Genomic DNA, 17,022 nt, shown 5'->3' on the forward strand with positions numbered 1-17,022 from the left:
ATCCCGGCCGGCTCGCCGCCCGTGCGGCGCTCCCTCGCATCCCTGGCGGGACTTCCGGCGGGCGGAACGAGCTACCGTACCAGCGTCGCCCTGCACCCGCCCGGCGCCAGGAAACGGTAAGGTGCACTGCCTGCCCGCCGAAATCCGGAACCTCGTGCGGGCGGGGAGGTGATACGATTTCCCGCCTTCCGGTGGCCGAATGACCTCACGTGGCGTCATCCCCGAGTCCGTCATCCCTCCGCCCTCGGAAGTCACGGACGCGCCGGACGAGAAGCAGCGGGCGCGCGCCCGCCTCGGGATGACCGTCAAGAACAAGTGGCGGATCGACTCGCTCCTCGGCGTGGGCGGCATGGCCTCCGTGTACGCCGCCACGCACCACCGGAACGGCTCGCGCGCCGCGCTGAAGATCCTGCACGCCGAGTTCGCGCGCGACGTCGGCATCCGCGAGCGGTTCCTGCGCGAGGGCTACGTCGCCAACAAGATCGATCACCCCGGCCGGGTCGCGATCCTCGACGACGACATCACCGAGCAGGACGAGCCGTTCCTCGTGATGGAGCTGCTCGACGGGGAGACCGTCCAGCAGCTCTGGAAGCGCAAGAGCCGGAAGCTCCCCGTCGCCGAGGCGCTCTGGATCGCGGGGGAGGTGCTCCTCACGCTCGAGAGCTTCCACGCGGAGGGCATCGTCCACCGCGACCTGAAGCCCGCGAACATCTTCGTCACGAAGGACAATGTGGTGAAGCTGCTCGACTTCGGCGTGGCGAGGATGCGCGGCGCGCCCGGCGACAAGACGAAGGCGGGCACGGCGCTCGGCACCCCGTCGTTCATGGCGCCCGAGCAGGCGATGGGCCTCACCGAGGGGGTCGACGGGCGGGCGGATCTCTTCTCGATCGGGGCGACCCTGTACGCCGTGCTCAGCGGGCAGCGCCTCCACCAGGGGCGCTCGGACAACGAGGCGTTCATCCTCGCCGCGACGACGCCGGCGCCGTCGCTCGCGCGGATCGCGCCCGAGCTGCCCGCCTCGGTCATCGGCCTCGTCGACAAGGCGCTCGCCTGGGACAAACGCAACCGCTTCGAGTCGGCCGCGCAGATGCGGCAGGAGGTGCTGCGCGTCCTCGAGGAGGTCGGCGCGTCCGTGCCCCGCCGCTCCTCGCCGACGAGCACGAGGCGCCCCCCGCCGGACGACTCGCCCACGGCCGTCGGGATGCGGGCGGCGGAGGAGCCCGCGCCCCAGGACGAGCCGGGCGAGGCGGAGCCGGACGACCCCGCGGTCACGCGGCTGACCGAGGTGTTCCGCCGCATGGAGCGGCTGCTCCCGGCGGTGCGCCACTACGGCTTTCGCCATCCGGACGCGGACAACAAGCTCCGCGCGACCTTCCAGGCGATCGTGGAGGCGCTGCGCGCTGACGGGACCCTCGTCCACTGGACGCTGACGCCGTACGCCTTCGAGCATCGCCGGCGGACGGTGTGGGAGCCGCAGCACCCGCTCGACCTGGTCCCGTACAACCTCTTCGCGGCCGGCGTGCGGCGCGTCCAGCTGCTCCCCGGCATCACGGAGGACGAGCTGCGCGCCCTCTGCGAGGTGCTGCTGCTCGATCCGCTGCGCGACCTCGCCCCCGAGGACGACGTCGCGGCCGCCCTGTGGGAGCGCCGCCTCGAGCACGTGCGCTACGACGTGGTGAGCGTCTTCGTCGAGGGGGACGCGGCCGATCGCGAGCAGTTCTGGCACGAGGCCGACGACCTCGAGGGCATGGCCCGGCGCGCCGCCGAGGAGAAGGCGAACCGCGCCGAGGCGGCCGCGATGGTCATCGACACCGACGCCGCCGCGCTGCGGGCCGCGCGCCGCGCCGCGAGCGCGCTCGCGCTCGACCCGGTCGCGCAGCGCGCGCTCGGCACGCAGCTCGTCATGAGCCCGGACCGCTGGAGCGAGCGCTTCGTCGAGGTCGTGGCCGACGCCTTCCTGAACGCCAGGCGGTACAAGGACGTCGAGCTCGTGACGGAGCCGATGGCCGCCTCGGCGCGCGATCTCATCCTGGCGCGCCGCTTCGAGGTGCTCTTCGGGATGCACGACGCGATCGAGAAGGCCCTCGACGCGCTCGCGCCCAAGCAGCAGGGGGGCGCGCTCGCGACGGAGCTCGCCCGGGGGATGTTCCCGCCCGACACGATGCGGCTGCTCCTCCGCGAGGCGACGCGCGTCGTCACGACGGCCGCCCCCGGCGGCGCGGCGCAGCCCGCCCCCGTGGACCTCGATCTGGTCGCGCAGCGGCTCGCGCCCATCCTGCACAAGCTCGGCAGCGAGACCCTGCCCGTCGCGATGGAGGTCGTGGGGCACACCGGCCACGAGGCGCTGCGCCGCGCGCTGCTCGGCCACGTCGAGCGGACGCTGCCCGGGCACGAGGAGGGGGTCGTGGACGCGCTCATGACGCTGGATCTCGACGTGGCCCGCCCGATCCTCAAGATGTTCGCCGCGTCGCGGACGCAGGGCGCCCTGGGCGCGCTGAAGCGGCTCTCCGGGTGCGCGAACGCGGCGCTCCGCTGCGAGGCGATCGCGCACCTCGCGACGAGCCCCGAGCAGATCCGGGACGAGCTGCTCTCGCTCGCCGAGTCGGCGCCGCCCGACGTGCGCGTCGCGGCGCTCCGCACGCTGGCGCACCACCAGGTCCGCGCGGCCGGCCCGCTGCTCGTCCGCCGCGTGCAGGACAGCTCGTTCCACCAGCTCACGCTCGACGAGCGGCGCGAGTTCCTCGGCGCGCTCTACACGCTCAACCCGGCGCGCGGCGAGTCGGTCGCCGTCGAGCTGCTCCAGCGGCACGGCCTCCTCGCGGACGACGCGGCGGAGCAGACACGCTGCCTCTCGGCGGAGCTGCTCGGCCGCGAGGCCCGCTCGCAGGAGGCGCTCGACGCGGCGCTCGCCGCGACGAAGCGGCGGCCCTGGAACAGCCAGGCGCTGCGCGACGCCGCGGGCGCCGCCGCCGAGGCCATCGCCGCGCGCCTCGGCAAGCGGATCTCGACCGCCGGGGAGGTCCCGTGATGGCGCCCCAGGTCGACGTCATCAGCCAGAACGTGTCGGAGAACATCCGCCGCGAGCAGGCGCGCGATCTCGCCGCCAGCGTGGTGCAGGCCCTCTTCCGGCTGGTGAAGCTCTCGACGCTGCACGCGATCGACAACCAGGCCATGGTGCGGCAGGTCGAGGAGACGGTCTCGCTGGTCCAGGACTTCGGCCAGCGCTCCGGCCACAACGTCTCGATCCTGTTCACCCGCGGCTCGGTGTTCGTCTCCGGGCAGCTCCTCAAGGCGAACCGCGCCGTCTACGAGGGCGCGCTCGAGCTCGGCGAGGTCCTGAGCCGCTGCGGCTACTCCGAGATCGGCGTCGCCAAGGACGTCCGCGCGAGCGATCTCTACGCGCTGGCCTCCGCGCTCGCCGAGGCCCTCCGCAGCAGCAAGCCGGCGCTCGCGGACCGCCCGGCGCCGCGCGTCCGCCTGCGCGCCGTGGACGAGGCGGTGCTCCGCCGCGAGGTGGCGATCGATCGCGAGGGCGACGAGACCTCCGCGATCGTGCGCACCTACGCGACGGCGATCGTGATGATCCGCCGGTTCTACGACGACCTGCGGCACGGCCGGTACACCCTGCGGCAGGGCGTCAAGCGCATCACCCAGCGCCTCGTCGACCTGTCTTCGAACGAGACGCCGGCCTTCCTGGGCGTCACCGCGCTGCGCAACCAGAACCACGACGACGCCGGGCGCGCCGTGAACACCGCGATCCTGAGCCTCGCGATGGCGCGGCAGATCACGGGCGACGTCGTCCTGCTCCAGCGGCTCTCGATGGCGGCGCTGCTCTTCGACATCGCCCGGCCGCGCCTCACGGGCGCCGCGACGAGCGGCTCCGGCGGGCTCGTCCCGCAGCTGAGCGAGCAGCAGGAGGCGGACGTCCCGGCGGGCACGGCGGTCGTGCTGACCGCGCTCGGCCTCGTGAACGAGCCCAGCGTGATGCGCACCGTCGTGGCCTACGAGGCGCACTGGGTGCGCCGCCAGCCGGCGCTCGGCCCTGTCTACCGCGGCCTCCGCCAGCCGACGCTCCAGGCGCGGATCCTCGCGACCGCCCGCGCCTTCAACGACCTCCTGACGGCGGCCCCGGGCCAGGCGCCGCTCTCCGCCGACGAGGCCATCGCCAAGCTCGAGCAGGAGGCGGCCGATCCGGCGGACCGCACGGTGCTGCGGCTGCTCGTGGGCGCGCTCGGCATCTTTCCGACCGGCACGCTCGTGGAGCTCTCGACCGGGGAGGTCGCGCTCGTCGTGCAGACGCCGGCGCACCCGGCCCGGTACTCGCAGCCGCGCGTCCGGCTGGTCCTCGACGCCTCCGGCGGCCCCATCCCGCGCGCGCTCGAGGTCGATCTCGCCGAGCGGCCTCGCCAGGGCGAGCCGCCGCGGCACATCCGCCGGATCGTCGCGACGAGCGACGACCCCGCCGCCGCGTCGATGCGCGCCCACGCGGCGATCCAGGAGGCGCCGCAGGTGTCGCTCCGCACGCCGGCGCTCGCGGCGGAGTCGCCGCCGATCCGCTCCGCGCCGGCGTCGCCGCTCGGCAACCTGCGCATGCCGCCGCAGCAGCAGATCACGCGGCCCTCGTCGCCCACGCTGCCGATGACCAACGCGCCGGCGAGCCGGAGGACGCAGCCGCGGGCCAGCGACGCCGCCCGCGGGCCGGCCTCGCCGCCCGAGGCCACGTTCGGGGGTCTGCCCGGCGACGGCGCGGACGCCAGGATGCTCGCGGATCTGCCGCCTGCGCCGTCCGGCAGGCTCTCTCCGACCTTGCGGCCAGGGCGCACGACGGCGCGCTGGCCCGATCCACCGCATCTGGAGCCCGCCGCGGTGGCGGACCCGTACTCGCCCGCCCCGGGCGCTCATGGAGAGGAGTCGTGGTCGGTGCAGACAGACAGCGATCCGGACGAGGTCCCCGAGGAGAGCGCGCGGCCGCCTTCGGTGCGAACCCGCGGCTGGGGAGATCCGCCGCAGCGGCGCGAGCGCAACCCGGTGTCTGATCTGCCGCCGTCGGCGATGGCCGGTCCGATCGCCGTGCTTTCCTTGCCGGGCGACCCGCCGACCGCGGAGGGCACGCTCGCGCGCACGCCGCTCGTCCACCTCCTCGTGTACATGCTCGACCGGCGCCTCACCGGCACGACGTGCTTCATCAACCCCGAGGGCGTCCGCCACGGCATCTTCTTCAGCGACGGCGTGCCGGCCAAGATCTGGACCGGGACGATCATCGCCCCGCTCGATCGGGTGATCCTCGATCTCGGCCTCCTGGACGAGGCGACGCTCCGGGAGACGCTCCGGGACATCACCAAGCGACGGGTGCTGCATGGCCGGCTGCTCGTCTCCCGGGGCCTGCTCGACAGGGAGACGGTGTTCGGCGTGCTGCGCGAGCAGCTCGTGCGCAAGCTGGTCGCGCTCTACGATCTCCCGCCCGAGACGCGTTACGCCTACTACGACGCCCAGAACCTGCTGTCGTCCTACGGCGGTCCGGATCTCATCGGGTGCGAGCCCCTCGCGGTGATCATGGCGGGCGTCCGGCTCCACGCCGACGATCCGCTGATCGACACGACCCTGGACCGGATCCAGAACCGGCAGCTCGGGCTCCACGCCGAGGCCGAGATGAAGCGGTTCCAGCTCCATCGCGACGAGGCGGCCATCGTGGATCTCCTGCGGATGCGGCGCATGACGCTGGCCGAGCTGCTCGCCTCGGGGGTCGCGCAGGAGCGCGTGGTGCGCCTGATGATCTATGCGCTCGCGATCACGCGGCACCTCGATCTCGGCGCGCCGGGCCGGCGCCCTGTCGGGGTCGGCGGCCCCGCCGGGCCCGGCCGGGAGCGGGCCGCCGGCGCGCCAGCGGCCGACGCGGCGCCAGCGCCCCAGCGCGACCCGTCCGGCGCGGCGGCGCGCTCGCCGCGGCCCGCCGCGGGCTCGACGATGCCTGGTCCACGCCCGGCGCGTGGCGAGGCCGACGGCCGCGCACCGCTGCGGCAGCCCGACGACGTCGCGGCGCCGTCCAGCAGGCGCGCCGGGGCCCCGGTCGCTCCGCGCCGCTCCACGGCGCCGCCCCCGGCCGCGGCGCCGGAGGCGGCGTCCTGGAGCGGGGCGCCGACCCCGAGCCCGGTGGCGCCCTTCGACCCGCGCGCGTCCGGCGGTGATCCGGGCGGCGGTTACCGCGGCGTGGACCCCAAGGCGCTGAGGCCGCCTCCTGCGCCGACCTTCACCGGCGCCCGCGTTCAGCCGCCGCCCCAGCAGGCGCCCACCGTCAAGATGGCGGCGGTCGGCCCGGAGGTCAGGGCCGCGCGCGGGGCAGGGCGCGCCGAGGCGGCGTCGCCCGTGCCGCCGGCGCGCGCCGCGGAGCCAGCGAAGCCGCAGGGACCGGCGGCGCTCGCGCCCGATCTCCCGCCGCTGCCGCGCGCCGCGCCGAACCCCGAGCTCGCCGCGCGCCGCGCGGAGATCGAGGCGCGCGCCGCGTCGATCGACGGCGAGAGCTTCTTCGAGATGCTCGGCGTCGCGGAGGACGTCCCTCCGGAGCGCGTCCAGAGCGCCTATTTCGCGCTCGCCAAGCGGTGGCACCCCGACCGGACGCCGGCGGAGCTCCAGGACGTCAAGCCGCTCGTCGCGCGCGTGTTCGCCCGCATCAGCGAGGCCTACCAGACGCTGAGCGATCCGAAGCGGCGCGCCGAGTACCAGAGCGCGTCGAAGGAGGCCCCGCCCCCCGCCGAGGACGAGCAGAAGATCGCCCGCGCCGTCGACGCCGCGCTCGAGTTCCAGAAGGCCGAGATCCTGCTCAAGAAGAACGACCTCGCGGGCGCCGAGGCCCGCGCGCGGCGCGCGCTCAACGCCGACCCGGAGCAGCCCGAGTACATGACGTTGCTCGTATGGATCCAGGCGCAGCGGCGCGGCGACCCGCCTGTGCTCGCGGAGGGGGCCACGAGCGCGCACTACGACGACCTGATCCAGACGCTGGATGCCGTCCTGGAGAGGGAGCCTCGCTACGAGCGGGCGCTCTTCTACCGCGGCATGCTCCTCAAGCGCTCGGGGAGGATCGACAAGGCGATCGGCGATTTCCGCCTGGCGGCGGAGCTCAACCCGAAGAACCTCGACGCCATCCGCGAGGTCCGCCTGCAGGAGATGCGGAGCCGCACGACGAGCGATCCGACGCCCGCGGGCGGCCTCCTCGGCAAGTTCTGGAAGCGCTGACGCGCGTCAGCGCGCTGCCGCGGGCACAGCGCCGAGCGACCGCAGCGCGCGGCAGACCGTCTCGTCGCGGCAGGGCCCTATCCGCCCGGCGTGCGCCGGCCAGGGCACGTCGCGCACGCGGTGCAGATCGCGCACGTCGGGGCCTCGCCACGGGCCGAGCGCCCGATCCACGCGCGCCTCGCGCTCGCTCGTCGCCGGCAGCGAGAGCTGCACCTGCGGCACGATGCCCACCTTCTGCACCGGCGCGCCGTCGGGGAGCGCGTAGAGGAGCGTCGTGAGCCGCAGCACGCCGACGTGGGCGTCGTCGTCGAGGTACTCCTGAGCGCACCCCTTGCCGTACGTCCGATCGCCGATGATCACGCCGCGCCGGTAGCTGCCGATCGCGCCGGCGATCATCTCCGCCGCGCTCGCGGAGTCGCCGTCGACGAGCACCGCGAGCGGCCCGCTCCACCCGCGCTCTTCCGGGACGTCGGGCGAGCGCTCCACCTCGACGCCGCCGTCGCGGCGCCGCATCGGGAACAGCGGTACACCCGGCAGGAACAGCGCCAGCGCGGCGATCGCGCCGTCGGTCGAGCCGCCGCCGTTGGCGCGCACGTCCAGCATCACGCCCCGCGTGTCGCCCTGCGCGCGCGCGTGGAGGAGCGCCGCCGCGACCCGATCCCCGAGGTCGTCGGGCACGTCGGGGATGGCGATCACCGCGACCTTGCCGTCCCCGTAGCGCACCAGATCGAGCGGCAGCTCGGAGGGCGCCGCCTCGGGCGGCTGGGGGCCGACCGGGTGCGGCGCCACGGTCAGCTCGAGCGGCGCCGCGGCCCCGCGCCGCAGCAGCGCCACGCGGGCGGTCGTCCCGGGGTGCACGTCGGACAGCACGGCGAGCTGCTCGGCCTGCTCGACGCTCATGCCGGAGATCGGCAGATCCTGGATCCGGATCACCACGTCTCCGTCCTCGAGCGGCGCGAGCGCGCCGCGGTCGATGCGCACCCCGATCGCGGTGCGCGTCATCTCCTGCCAGAGCCGGGCCGGCGGGTGCGCCTCGAGGTCGAGATCGTAGATGGAGACCTCCTCCTCGAGCGGCGCCCAGGCGCCGTGCGCGTCCAGCTGGGGCACGTAGGCGCGGACCGCGGCGGCGATCACCGTGCGCGCCCAGCCGTCCTCGCTCATCGAGGGCGCGGCGCGCTCGCGCACGGCGTCGGCGTACCGGGCGAGCGGCTCCCCGAGGTGCGCGCGCAGCCCGCCGACCTCCCGGCCGAGCTTGCGCGCGAGGTCCCGGGCGCTGCGCGTCACCTCGCCGTCCTCGAACGGCGCCGACGAGACCAGCTCCCACGCCGCGGCGTGGGTCGCGGGCGGGCTGGCCAGGCCGCGCCGGTAGCCCTCGTCGAAGAGCCTATCGAGCTCGCGCGACCACCGGGCGAGCTCCTGGCCGACGCGCAGCGCCGCCGCGCACGGCCCGCTGCCCACGGGTGCCTGCAGCTCGTCCAGGAGCGCGGCGGCCTCCCGCCGCAGCGAGGCGCCCACGGGCGCGTCGGGGGCGACCGACCACAGCCCGTGCGGATCCAGCCAGTCGGAGGTCGCTTCGGCAAACTTTGCGGGATCGACGCGGAGCGGCGGAGCGGCCAGCGTGGTGCGGGCCTGGGCGACGATGGCGCGGGCCTGCTCGCAGTCGAGCGACGTCGGCGCTCCGCTCGGCACCGCCATGCCGCGGTCGAGGGCGTTCGGGTCACATCCGACGCCGTCGATCTCCTCGTCGTCCGGCGCGACGGTGTGGAGCAAGGGCTGCGCGAGCCCGCGCCGCGCCCTCGCGAGGGGGATCTCCGCCTCGCGCGAGAGCAAGGCGAGCGTCGCCAGGCTTGCGGCGATGCACGCGACGGAGCCCGCGACGCGCGTCCTCACTGCTCCCCGGATATCACGATGCGGCGCGCGGGGGCAGGGGCGACCGCGGCGGCGTGCGCGCGGAGAGCGAGCGCGCGCGCCGCGCGGGCGGCGCCGTCGCCCGCGGCCTGGGGCCTCTGCGCGCACCTCGTCCGCCTCGTTCGCCGCTCGTGCGCCGTGGATCTGGGCTCAGCGCTGCGCATCCGTGCTCCTCCGCTTTCCCGCAAAGCTTTCGCTTCCGTCGAGGGATCCGAACACGTTGCGCATTCCAGCGCAAAAAAAGGCGATTTCCTAGGGTTTATCCCGGCATCACGCCTGCATCTGCCCCGGTGCCGCCCGCCGGCTCGCAGGGGCTCGCAAGCCCTCCTTGATCGGCGCGCGCGGTGGAGAGCGGAGAGATCATGAGCGCCACCTGGGATCGTGCGGCATTCTCGGCTTATCGTACAGAGCTCGCGAACTACGCCACCCTGAGCCCGGACGCCGAGCGGGAGCTCGCGCTCCGCTGGCGAGCTGGTGACCGGGACGCTGGCCGGCGCCTCATCGAGGCGTGCCTGCCCTTCGTGATGACGATCGCTCTCGAGTACCGCCGCTGGGGGCTGCCGATGGAGGACATCGTGCAGGAGGGGAACATCGGCCTCCTGAAGGCCGCGGAGCGCTTCGATCCGGACCGCGGCTGCCGCCTGGCGACCTACGCGGCCTACTGGATCCGGGCGGAGATCCGCGAGCACGTGGCGCGGGGGTACCGGATCGTGCGCCTCGGGTCGTCGAAGAGCGAGCGGCGCGCGCTGCGCATCTACCGCAAGACGCACGAGAAGGACCCGGCGGTGCTCGCGGAGCTGAGCGGCCTGTCGGAGGAGCGTGCGGCCGAGCTGCTGCCGCTGCTCATGGCGCGCGACGTCAGCCTGGAGCGCTCTCCGACCGAGGACGGCGTCGCTCCGGTGGAGCGGCTCGCGTCGAGCGGGCACACGCCGGAGGAGGAGGCCTGCGCCGCCGACGAGCGCGCGCAGCTCTCGCGCGCGCTGCTCCAGGTCGTGAACGAGCTGTCGCCGCGCGAGCGCTCCATCATGAACCAGCGCTGGCTGACGGACAGCCCCGTGACGCTCGAGCAGCTCGGCGCCGACTTCGGCGTCAGCAAGGAGCGCGTGCGGCAGATCGAGGAGCGCGCGAAGAAGCGGATGCGCGCGCGCATCGAGGAGATCACCCGCGAGCCGATGGCCAAGAGCGCCTGAGGCGCCTGTGGCAGCGAGACGCGGCGCGCTCCAGCGCCGCGTCTGGCCGCGCACTGCTCCTTGCCGCCTCGAGCCGGAGGCGGCGCCCTAGATCTCGATGACCGTGCCTTCGCGCGCGGCGATGGTGTTCGGGAAGAGCTCGCGGGCGCGCATCTCCTTCTCGCGCACCATCGCGTCGGTCTGGTTGGGGTCGTGGTGGTGCAGGACGAGCTGCTTGGCGCCCGCCGCCTTCGCGAGCTCGCAGCCCGCGACGAACGTGGCGTGACCCCAGCCCGTCTTCGGGCCGCCGCCCACCTCGCCCGCGTACTCCTCGGGCGTGTACATCGCGTCGAAGATCAGCACGTCGGCGCCCATCGCGAGCTTCTTCAGCTTCGGATCCACGATCGCGTAGTGCTCGGAGTCGGTGATGTACACGACGACCTTGCCCTCGTGCTCGACGCGGTACGCGTAGACGCCGTTCGGGTGGTTGCCGCGCGCGTTGGTCACGCGAACATCGTCGTTCGGGCCGATCGTGACCACCTCGCCCTCGTAGAGATCGCGGAAGGTCATCGCCGCGCCCATCTCCGTGAGGTGCACCGGGAAGCTCGGGTAGTCCATCTGCCCGGCCAGCGTCTCCTCGAGCGTCCGGGAGACGTTGAGGCCACCGTAGAGATGGATCTTGTTCCCGCGCACGAACGCCGGCGTGAAGAACGGGAAGCCCTGGATGTGATCCCAGTGCACATGACTGAAGAACATCCAGGCTTCGAAGGGCATCTCCTTGACCAGATCCTGGCCGAGGAGACGGAGCCCCGTCCCGCCATCGAGGATGACCAGCGTTTCACCGGCACGGATCTCATAGCAGCTCGTGTTGCCGCCTACTTCGACCGTGCCTGCACCGGGCGTGGGGATGCTTCCGCGAACCCCCCACATCTTGATCCGCATCCTGCCTCGCTCGCTGAACCCCGCCCGTTTCAAGGTAGAGCTATTAGATTCCGAGCGCGGGCAGCGTCAAGCCGCCTGGTGCACCGGGAGCAAGGAAGGTCGCAGACGTGGAGACCTGGCCGGGGGAGCAGGGCCAAGGCGCCAATGTAGTCAGAGGATAGGTCGCGGCCCGGCGGCAGCCCGCTCCCGCCTCTTAAGGGCCGGAGCGCGCGGCGGCTGGGCGGAGGCGCGGGCGGCGGGGAAGAGGCGGTGGCGGCAGGGCAGAGGCGAGGCGGTGGCGGCGGGGCAGAGGCGGTGGCGGCGGGGCGGGGGCGCAGGTGGCGGCCCCAGGTTGGCCCGAGGGCGGCGCAGGCATGGCAGCGGCACGGTCCGCGGACGGCGGTGGGAGGGCAGGACGATCGAGCGCAGCGGGCACGCGAAGGCCGCGGCCGATGGGCTATGGTCGGTCGCATGCCGCTCCACGCGGACGCCATCGTCGTCCTCGGCTGCCGGGTGTTTCCATCCGGACGCCCAGCGGCCCCCGGCGCGCGCCGCGCGGCGCGCGCCGCAGAGGCCTACCGCGACGGCGTCGCGCCGTGGGTGATCGCCAGCGGCGGGCGCCGCTGGGGCGCGCAGATCGAGGCGCGCGTGCTCTCCGCCGAGCTGCGGCGCGCCGGCGTCCCGGCGCACGCGATCCTGCAGGATCTCTGGTCGCTGACGACGCACGAGAACGCGATCTTCAGCGCGGCCCTCCTGCGCCGCGTGGGCGCGCGGCGAGCGGCGATCGTCACCTGCTCCTGGCACATGGCCAGGGCTCTCCAGAACTTCCACGACGTCGGGATCGACGCTTGCGGGCTGCCGGCGTCGCGCGTGGGCGAGCCGGCAGTTGCGCGCGCGTGGCAGCGCGGTCACGAGGTGATCTCGATGTGGCTCGACGCGCGCGCGATGCGCCGCAGGCGGATCCTCAGCGAGAGCGCCGCCTGGCTGCTCGACACCGCTCGTCAGGGTGAACCGTGATCATGCCGAGAAGGCGCTCCTCTCCTCCCCTCGTCCTGGCGCTGCTCCTCTCCCTGTCCGCCTGCACCGGGGAGCCGGCCCCGGGCGCCGCGCCCGACGCGGGGAGCTCCGCGGCGGCGCCGGCCGCCAGCGCCGGGGCGGCGGAGCGGCGGGGCGCCCTCCTCGCGGCCGAGCAGCGCCGCGCCGCCCTGGAGGTGAGCCCCGCGGACCAGCAGAGCCGCGACGTCGGCGTGCGGCGCGCCGCCGCGCGGGCCCTCGCGCGCATCGGCGGAGAAGCGGCGTGGCCTGGGCTCGCGCGGGCCCTCGCCGACGAGGACGACGAGGTCGTCGCGTGGGCCGCCTACGGCCTCGGGTTCTCGTGCAAGGAGCGCGAGGCCGAGACGGTCTCGGCGCTCGTCGCGCGCGCGCTCGCCCGCGACGCCCGCCCGAGCCCCGCGGGCGCGGCGAGCGCCGCTGCGCTCGCGGCGGCGTCGAGCGGCGGCGCGCCCGCGGCGGCGTCGAGCGGCGGCGCGCCCGCAGCGGCGTCGAGCGGCGGCGCGCCCGCGGCGGCGCCGCCGCTCGACGCGGGCGGCGCGCTCGCCCGCGCCGTCGGGCGGTGCGGCGCGGAGGCGTCGGAGCCGACGCTGGTCGCGTGGCTCGACGGCCCGCGCGAGCGCGCGATCCACGCGGCGTACGCGCTCGGTGATCTCGCCGCGATCAAGCTCAAGCTGCGCGAGGAGACGCTCGTCGCGCTGCTCAACCTCGCCTCGGGGAGCGCGGCGAGCCCGCCGGTCCCCGAGGCGCTCTACCCGATCGGGCGGCTCGAGCACGTCCCGCTCACGGTCATCCCCCGCATCCGCGACGTCGCGACCGCGCGTCTCGCGGAGGCCTCCGACGCGCGGCTCTTCGCGGTGCGCGCGCTCGGCCGGGCAGGGGAGGCGGCCGCCTCCGAGCTCGCGCGCGTGCTCTCCGCGAAGGGCGTGTTCACCGCGAGCGAGCGCGCCGAGGCCGCGCGCGCCCTCAAGCGGCTCGGCCCGCCGGGCCAGCGCGCCCTCGCCGACGCGGTCGCCGCGCTCGCCCCGAGCGCGGACCCGATCGCGCTCACGGGCCTCGTGAGCGAGGACTTCGGCGTGCTGCTCACCGCGCTCGACGCGCTCGGATCTGCGGGCGCCGCGCGCAAGGCGCTCCGCGATCTCGCCGCCCTGCCGCCGCCGCCGAGCGCGCCTGCGGCGATCCTCCGCCGCGTCGCGTGGCTCCGCTGCGGCGCCGCCAGGCTCCTCGCGGGCGGGGATTACCGCGATCCGCTGCTCCTCGGCTGTGACGTCACGGCGCCGGCGGAGCCGGGGAGCAAGCCGGACGCAGGCGCGCCGGTGCGCGGCTCGATCGGCGCCCGGGCGGTCGTCGAGGTGATCGGCCGCGACGCCATCACGGGCGCGCGGCTCGCCGCGTTCCGCGCGTACGCCGCGTCGGGCGAGCTGCGCGCGCGGGAGGCCGCGATCGACCTCATCGCCGCGCATGAAGAGATCGCCGGCGCGCCCGACCTGCTCGCGAAGGCGCTCGCCGCGGAGGAGCCGGGCCTCGTCGCCGCCGCGGCGGAGGTCATCGCGCGGCAGCCGCAGCGCGCGTCGGAGGCGCCGGGGCAGGGGAAGCGGAAGCGCAGGAAGCGGAGCGACGAGAAGGACGCTCCCGCCGCGGTGACGTCGCCGGCGATCGAGGGCGCGCTGCTCTCGATCCTCGACCGCCCGGGCGCGCGCGACGATCCGGAGCTGATCGGCGCGGTCGTCGACGCGGTCGGGGCGCTGGCGCTCAAGCCGGCGGAGGCTCGCCTGGAGCAGCTCTGCCGATCGAGCCACCCCACGACGCGGGCGCGCGCCGGGACGGCGCTCGGCGTGCTCAGGGGCCGCAAGATCGCGTGCGACGCCGGTCTGCCGGGGGACGCAGGCGCGGCGGGGCGGCCGGCCGTCGCGCCGCCGGTCGGCGAGGTGCCGGCCGAGGCCTCCGCGCTCGTGCGCGCGCCCGCTGCGCTGATCTTCGACACGGACGCCGGCGAGCTCACGATGACGCTCGACCCTGCGCTCGCGCCGGTCGCGGTGACCCGCTTCGTCGACCTCGCGCGCTCCGGCTATTACGACGGCAAGATCGTCCACCGCGTGGTGCCCGGCTTCGTCACCCAGTTCGGCGCGCCGTTCGGCGACGGCGCCGGAGGTCCGCCCGGCAGGCCGGCGCTGCGCTGCGAGACGTCGCCGGTCGCGTTCGAGCCGCTCCGGGTCGGCGTCGCGCTCGCCGGCCGCGACACCGGATCGAGCCAGCTCTTCGTGATGCACGCGCGCGCGCCGCATCTCGACGGCCAGTACGCGGCCGTCGGCGTCGCCGCCGGGCCGTGGGCTGCGCTCGCGGATGGGGACGTCATCCGGAGCGTGAAGGTGCGGGACTGATCGCGGTCGGCGCGCGGCGCGCGCGTCCTGCGACGACCTCGGGCGCGCGGCGCCTGTGTGGCGTGCGCGCGCGGCGCCTGTGTGGCGTGCGCGCGCGGCGCCTGTGTGGCGTGCGCGCGCGGCGCCTGTGTGGCGTGCGCGCGCGGCGCCTGTGTGGCGTGCGCGCGCGGCGCCTGTGTGGCGTGCGCGCGCGGCGCCTGTGTGGCGTGCGCGCGCGGCGCCTGTGTGGCGTGCGCGCGGTGCACGACGCGCCTCACGCGGCGCGCTTCAAGGAGTGTGCGACATGCGCCACGCATCGCTCCTGTGCGGAGCGTGACGCGCGTGCGCGTGCAAACGTGAACGGCCGTGTCGCGGCGTGGCCCTTCCATGTCGGTTGACAACCGCCCCCGACCGGCGCTCTACAGTTTAGCGTGGTCATTGCCTCCTTTCTGGCCGTCGCGGTGCTCGTGTACACCTACTTCGGGTACCCGATCGTTATCGGCATCCTGGCGCGCCTCTGGCCTGCGCAGCGGAAGGAGGATCCGGACTACGTCCCCACGGTGACGGCGTGCATTCCCGTCTTCAATGCGTCGTCGTATCTCCCGGCGAAGGTCGAGAGCCTCCTCGCGCTCGACTATCCGAAGGACAAGCTGGAGGTCCTGCTCTTCTCGGACGGCTCGACGGACGACACAGTGCTCGTCGCGCGACAGCTGGCCGAGCGCGATCCTCGGGTGAAGGTGATCGTCAGCGAGGCGCGCCGTGGCAAGCCGATCGGCGTGAACAAGATGCTCGAGGTCGCGACGGGCGAGGTGCTGTTGATGACGGACATCCGCCAGCCGCTCGTGCCCGGGGCGCTGCGCGCGCTCGTGCGGCTCCTGGCCGATCCGAACGCGGGCTGCGTCTCTGGCAACCTGGTGCTGAAGGGGTCGGCGGGGTCGGGGGCTTACTGGCGTTACGAGAACTGGATTCGCCTCCAGGAGGGTCGGTTCAGGAGCATGGTGGGCGTGACCGGTCCCATCTATGCGATCCGCCGCGCCGACATGAGCCAGCTCCCGGAGGGCGTCATCCTCGACGACATGTGGGTGCCGATGCGGCTCCGCCTCGAGGGGCGCTCGATCCTGTTTGCACCCGACGCGATCGCGTACGACGACGCGTTCGGCGACGAGCGCGAGTTCGGCCGCAAGGTGCGCACGCTGGCCGGCAATTATCAGCTCTTTTCGCTGCTCCCGGCGCTCCTCGTCCCGTTCAGGAACCCGTCCTGGTTCGAGATCTTCTCGCACAAGCTGCTCCGCCTCGTGTGCCCCTGGGCGCTCGCCGCGCTGCTGATCACGTCGACGGTCGCGTGGATGGGCGCCGAGATGAGCGGCGACGCCTCGTGGACGCTCTACGCGGCGCGCGCGCTGTTCGGCGGACAGGTGGCCTTCTACCTGCTCGCGGCGCTCGGGGGCGCTGCGGGCAAGCTCGGCGCGCTCGCGCGGACGTTCGTGGTCCTGAACGCGGCGGCGGTGGTCGGCCTCTGGCGATACCTCCGCGGCTCGCAGAAGGTCACCTGGTAGCGCGGGGCGCGCCGGGGTTACGGCTCCAGCAGGCCCACGAGCTCGTGAACGGCGCGATGCGACCGCCTGAGGGAGAGCGACTCCGGGAGAAGCTGCTCTAGCCCGTCGGGCGGCCGCGACTGGAACCTGACCGGCGCGGGGAGGACGTCCAGCCCTGCGCGCTCGAACATGCGGACGGCGCGCGGCATGTGGAGCGCGCTGGTCACGACCACGACGGCGTCGGCCGACAGGCCGCGGGCGATCCGCGTGGAGTGGAGGGCGTTCTCTCGGGTATCGCGCGACTCGGTCTCCAGGATGATCTTCTTCCTGGGAACGCCGAGCTCCACGAGCAGATCGGCCATGGCGCTGGCGAGCTCGGTGGGCGCGCTCCTGAGGTCCTTCCCCGAGACGATGATGTGGCCGAAGCCGTACTCGCGGTAGACGCGCACGGCGGCGAGGCCGCGCTCGAGGCCCTCCGCCGACTGCCGCTCCATGGGCGGCTCGCCGAACTCGTCGGCGTCGATGCCGGCGGTGAGGATGACGAGGACCCGCCGCTCGGGTGAGCTTCCGGCGAGATCCGCGTGCAGGTCCCTCGGCACCGTGCTGATACGGCGCGCGAGCGTGCTGGAGAGCCAGGGCGTGGAGAGGAGCCACAGCGCGAGCCAAGCGCTCCACGCGAGCGCCCGCCCGATCTTCGCCCCGCGTGTTCGGAAGCTCCAGTCGCTGCCGGAGAGCGCGAGGCCGACGCCAGCGGCGACGAGGAGCACGAGGAGGGGATCGACGAGGCGGGAGATGGGCAAGGCGATGCTCGCCGTGAGGCGCTGGGTACGCTCGATCTATGCAGGCGCC

Annotated in this window: 9 protein-coding genes; 6 read left to right on the forward strand and 3 right to left on the reverse strand. The window is 74.5% G+C overall.

All coding sequences use genetic code 11. From position 1 onward, the window contains the following. Window positions 1-199 precede the first annotated feature (199 nt). The gene (locus WMF19_RS04620; RefSeq protein ID WP_437897956.1) at window positions 200-3,028 is read left to right on the forward strand and encodes a protein kinase domain-containing protein; all 2,829 of its coding nucleotides are present in this window, start codon (window positions 200-202) and stop codon (window positions 3,026-3,028) included. Next, entirely contained in the window at window positions 3,028-7,230 is a 4,203-nt protein-coding gene (locus WMF19_RS04625; RefSeq protein ID WP_437901594.1) for a DnaJ domain-containing protein, read from the forward strand. Before WMF19_RS04620 ends, WMF19_RS04625 begins: the two co-directional genes overlap by 1 nt. Before the next feature lie 6 nt (window positions 7,231-7,236). On the opposite strand, the gene WMF19_RS04630 is transcribed toward WMF19_RS04625, so the two are convergent. After that, complete coding sequence (locus tag WMF19_RS04630; protein WP_437897957.1) at window positions 7,237-9,120, reverse strand: S41 family peptidase; 1,884 nt, start codon at window positions 9,118-9,120, stop codon at window positions 7,237-7,239. Window positions 9,121-9,500: 380 nt separating this feature from the next. Between WMF19_RS04630 and WMF19_RS04635 the strand changes: the two genes are divergently transcribed. Beyond that, window positions 9,501-10,328 carry a sigma-70 family RNA polymerase sigma factor gene (locus WMF19_RS04635; RefSeq protein ID WP_437327655.1) on the forward strand — a complete coding sequence of 276 codons (828 nt, stop codon included), beginning with the start codon at window positions 9,501-9,503 and terminating at the stop codon, window positions 10,326-10,328. 87 nt (window positions 10,329-10,415) lie between these two features. On the opposite strand, the gene WMF19_RS04640 is transcribed toward WMF19_RS04635, so the two are convergent. Beyond that, complete coding sequence (locus tag WMF19_RS04640; RefSeq protein WP_237245092.1) at window positions 10,416-11,237, reverse strand: MBL fold metallo-hydrolase; 822 nt, start codon at window positions 11,235-11,237, stop codon at window positions 10,416-10,418. A 462-nt stretch (window positions 11,238-11,699) separates the two neighbouring features. Between WMF19_RS04640 and WMF19_RS04645 the strand changes: the two genes are divergently transcribed. The 3 genes from WMF19_RS04645 to WMF19_RS04655 all read left to right on the forward strand — a co-directional run bounded on the left by WMF19_RS04645 (window position 11,700) and on the right by WMF19_RS04655 (window position 16,194). Next, window positions 11,700-12,245: a YdcF family protein gene (locus WMF19_RS04645; RefSeq protein WP_272100143.1), complete on the forward strand. Its 546-nt coding sequence runs from the start codon at window positions 11,700-11,702 to the stop codon at window positions 12,243-12,245. A 2-nt stretch (window positions 12,246-12,247) separates the two neighbouring features. After that, window positions 12,248-14,659 (forward strand): peptidylprolyl isomerase, encoded by a 2,412-nt coding sequence (locus WMF19_RS04650; protein WP_437897958.1) that lies wholly within the window; start codon window positions 12,248-12,250, stop codon window positions 14,657-14,659. A 410-nt stretch (window positions 14,660-15,069) separates the two neighbouring features. Next, a complete protein-coding gene (locus tag WMF19_RS04655) occupies window positions 15,070-16,194 on the forward strand; it encodes a glycosyltransferase family 2 protein (protein ID WP_437897959.1) in 1,125 nt (374 codons plus the stop codon). Window positions 16,195-16,211: 17 nt separating this feature from the next. Here WMF19_RS04655 and WMF19_RS04660 read toward each other — a convergent pair whose 3' ends face one another. Beyond that, entirely contained in the window at window positions 16,212-16,973 is a 762-nt protein-coding gene (locus WMF19_RS04660) for a YdcF family protein (RefSeq protein WP_437897960.1), read from the reverse strand. Window positions 16,974-17,022 lie beyond the last annotated feature (49 nt).

The organism is Sorangium sp. So ce124, from assembly GCF_051525235.1.
GTDB classification, from domain to species: Bacteria; Myxococcota_A; Polyangia; order Polyangiales; family Polyangiaceae; genus Sorangium; species Sorangium atrum.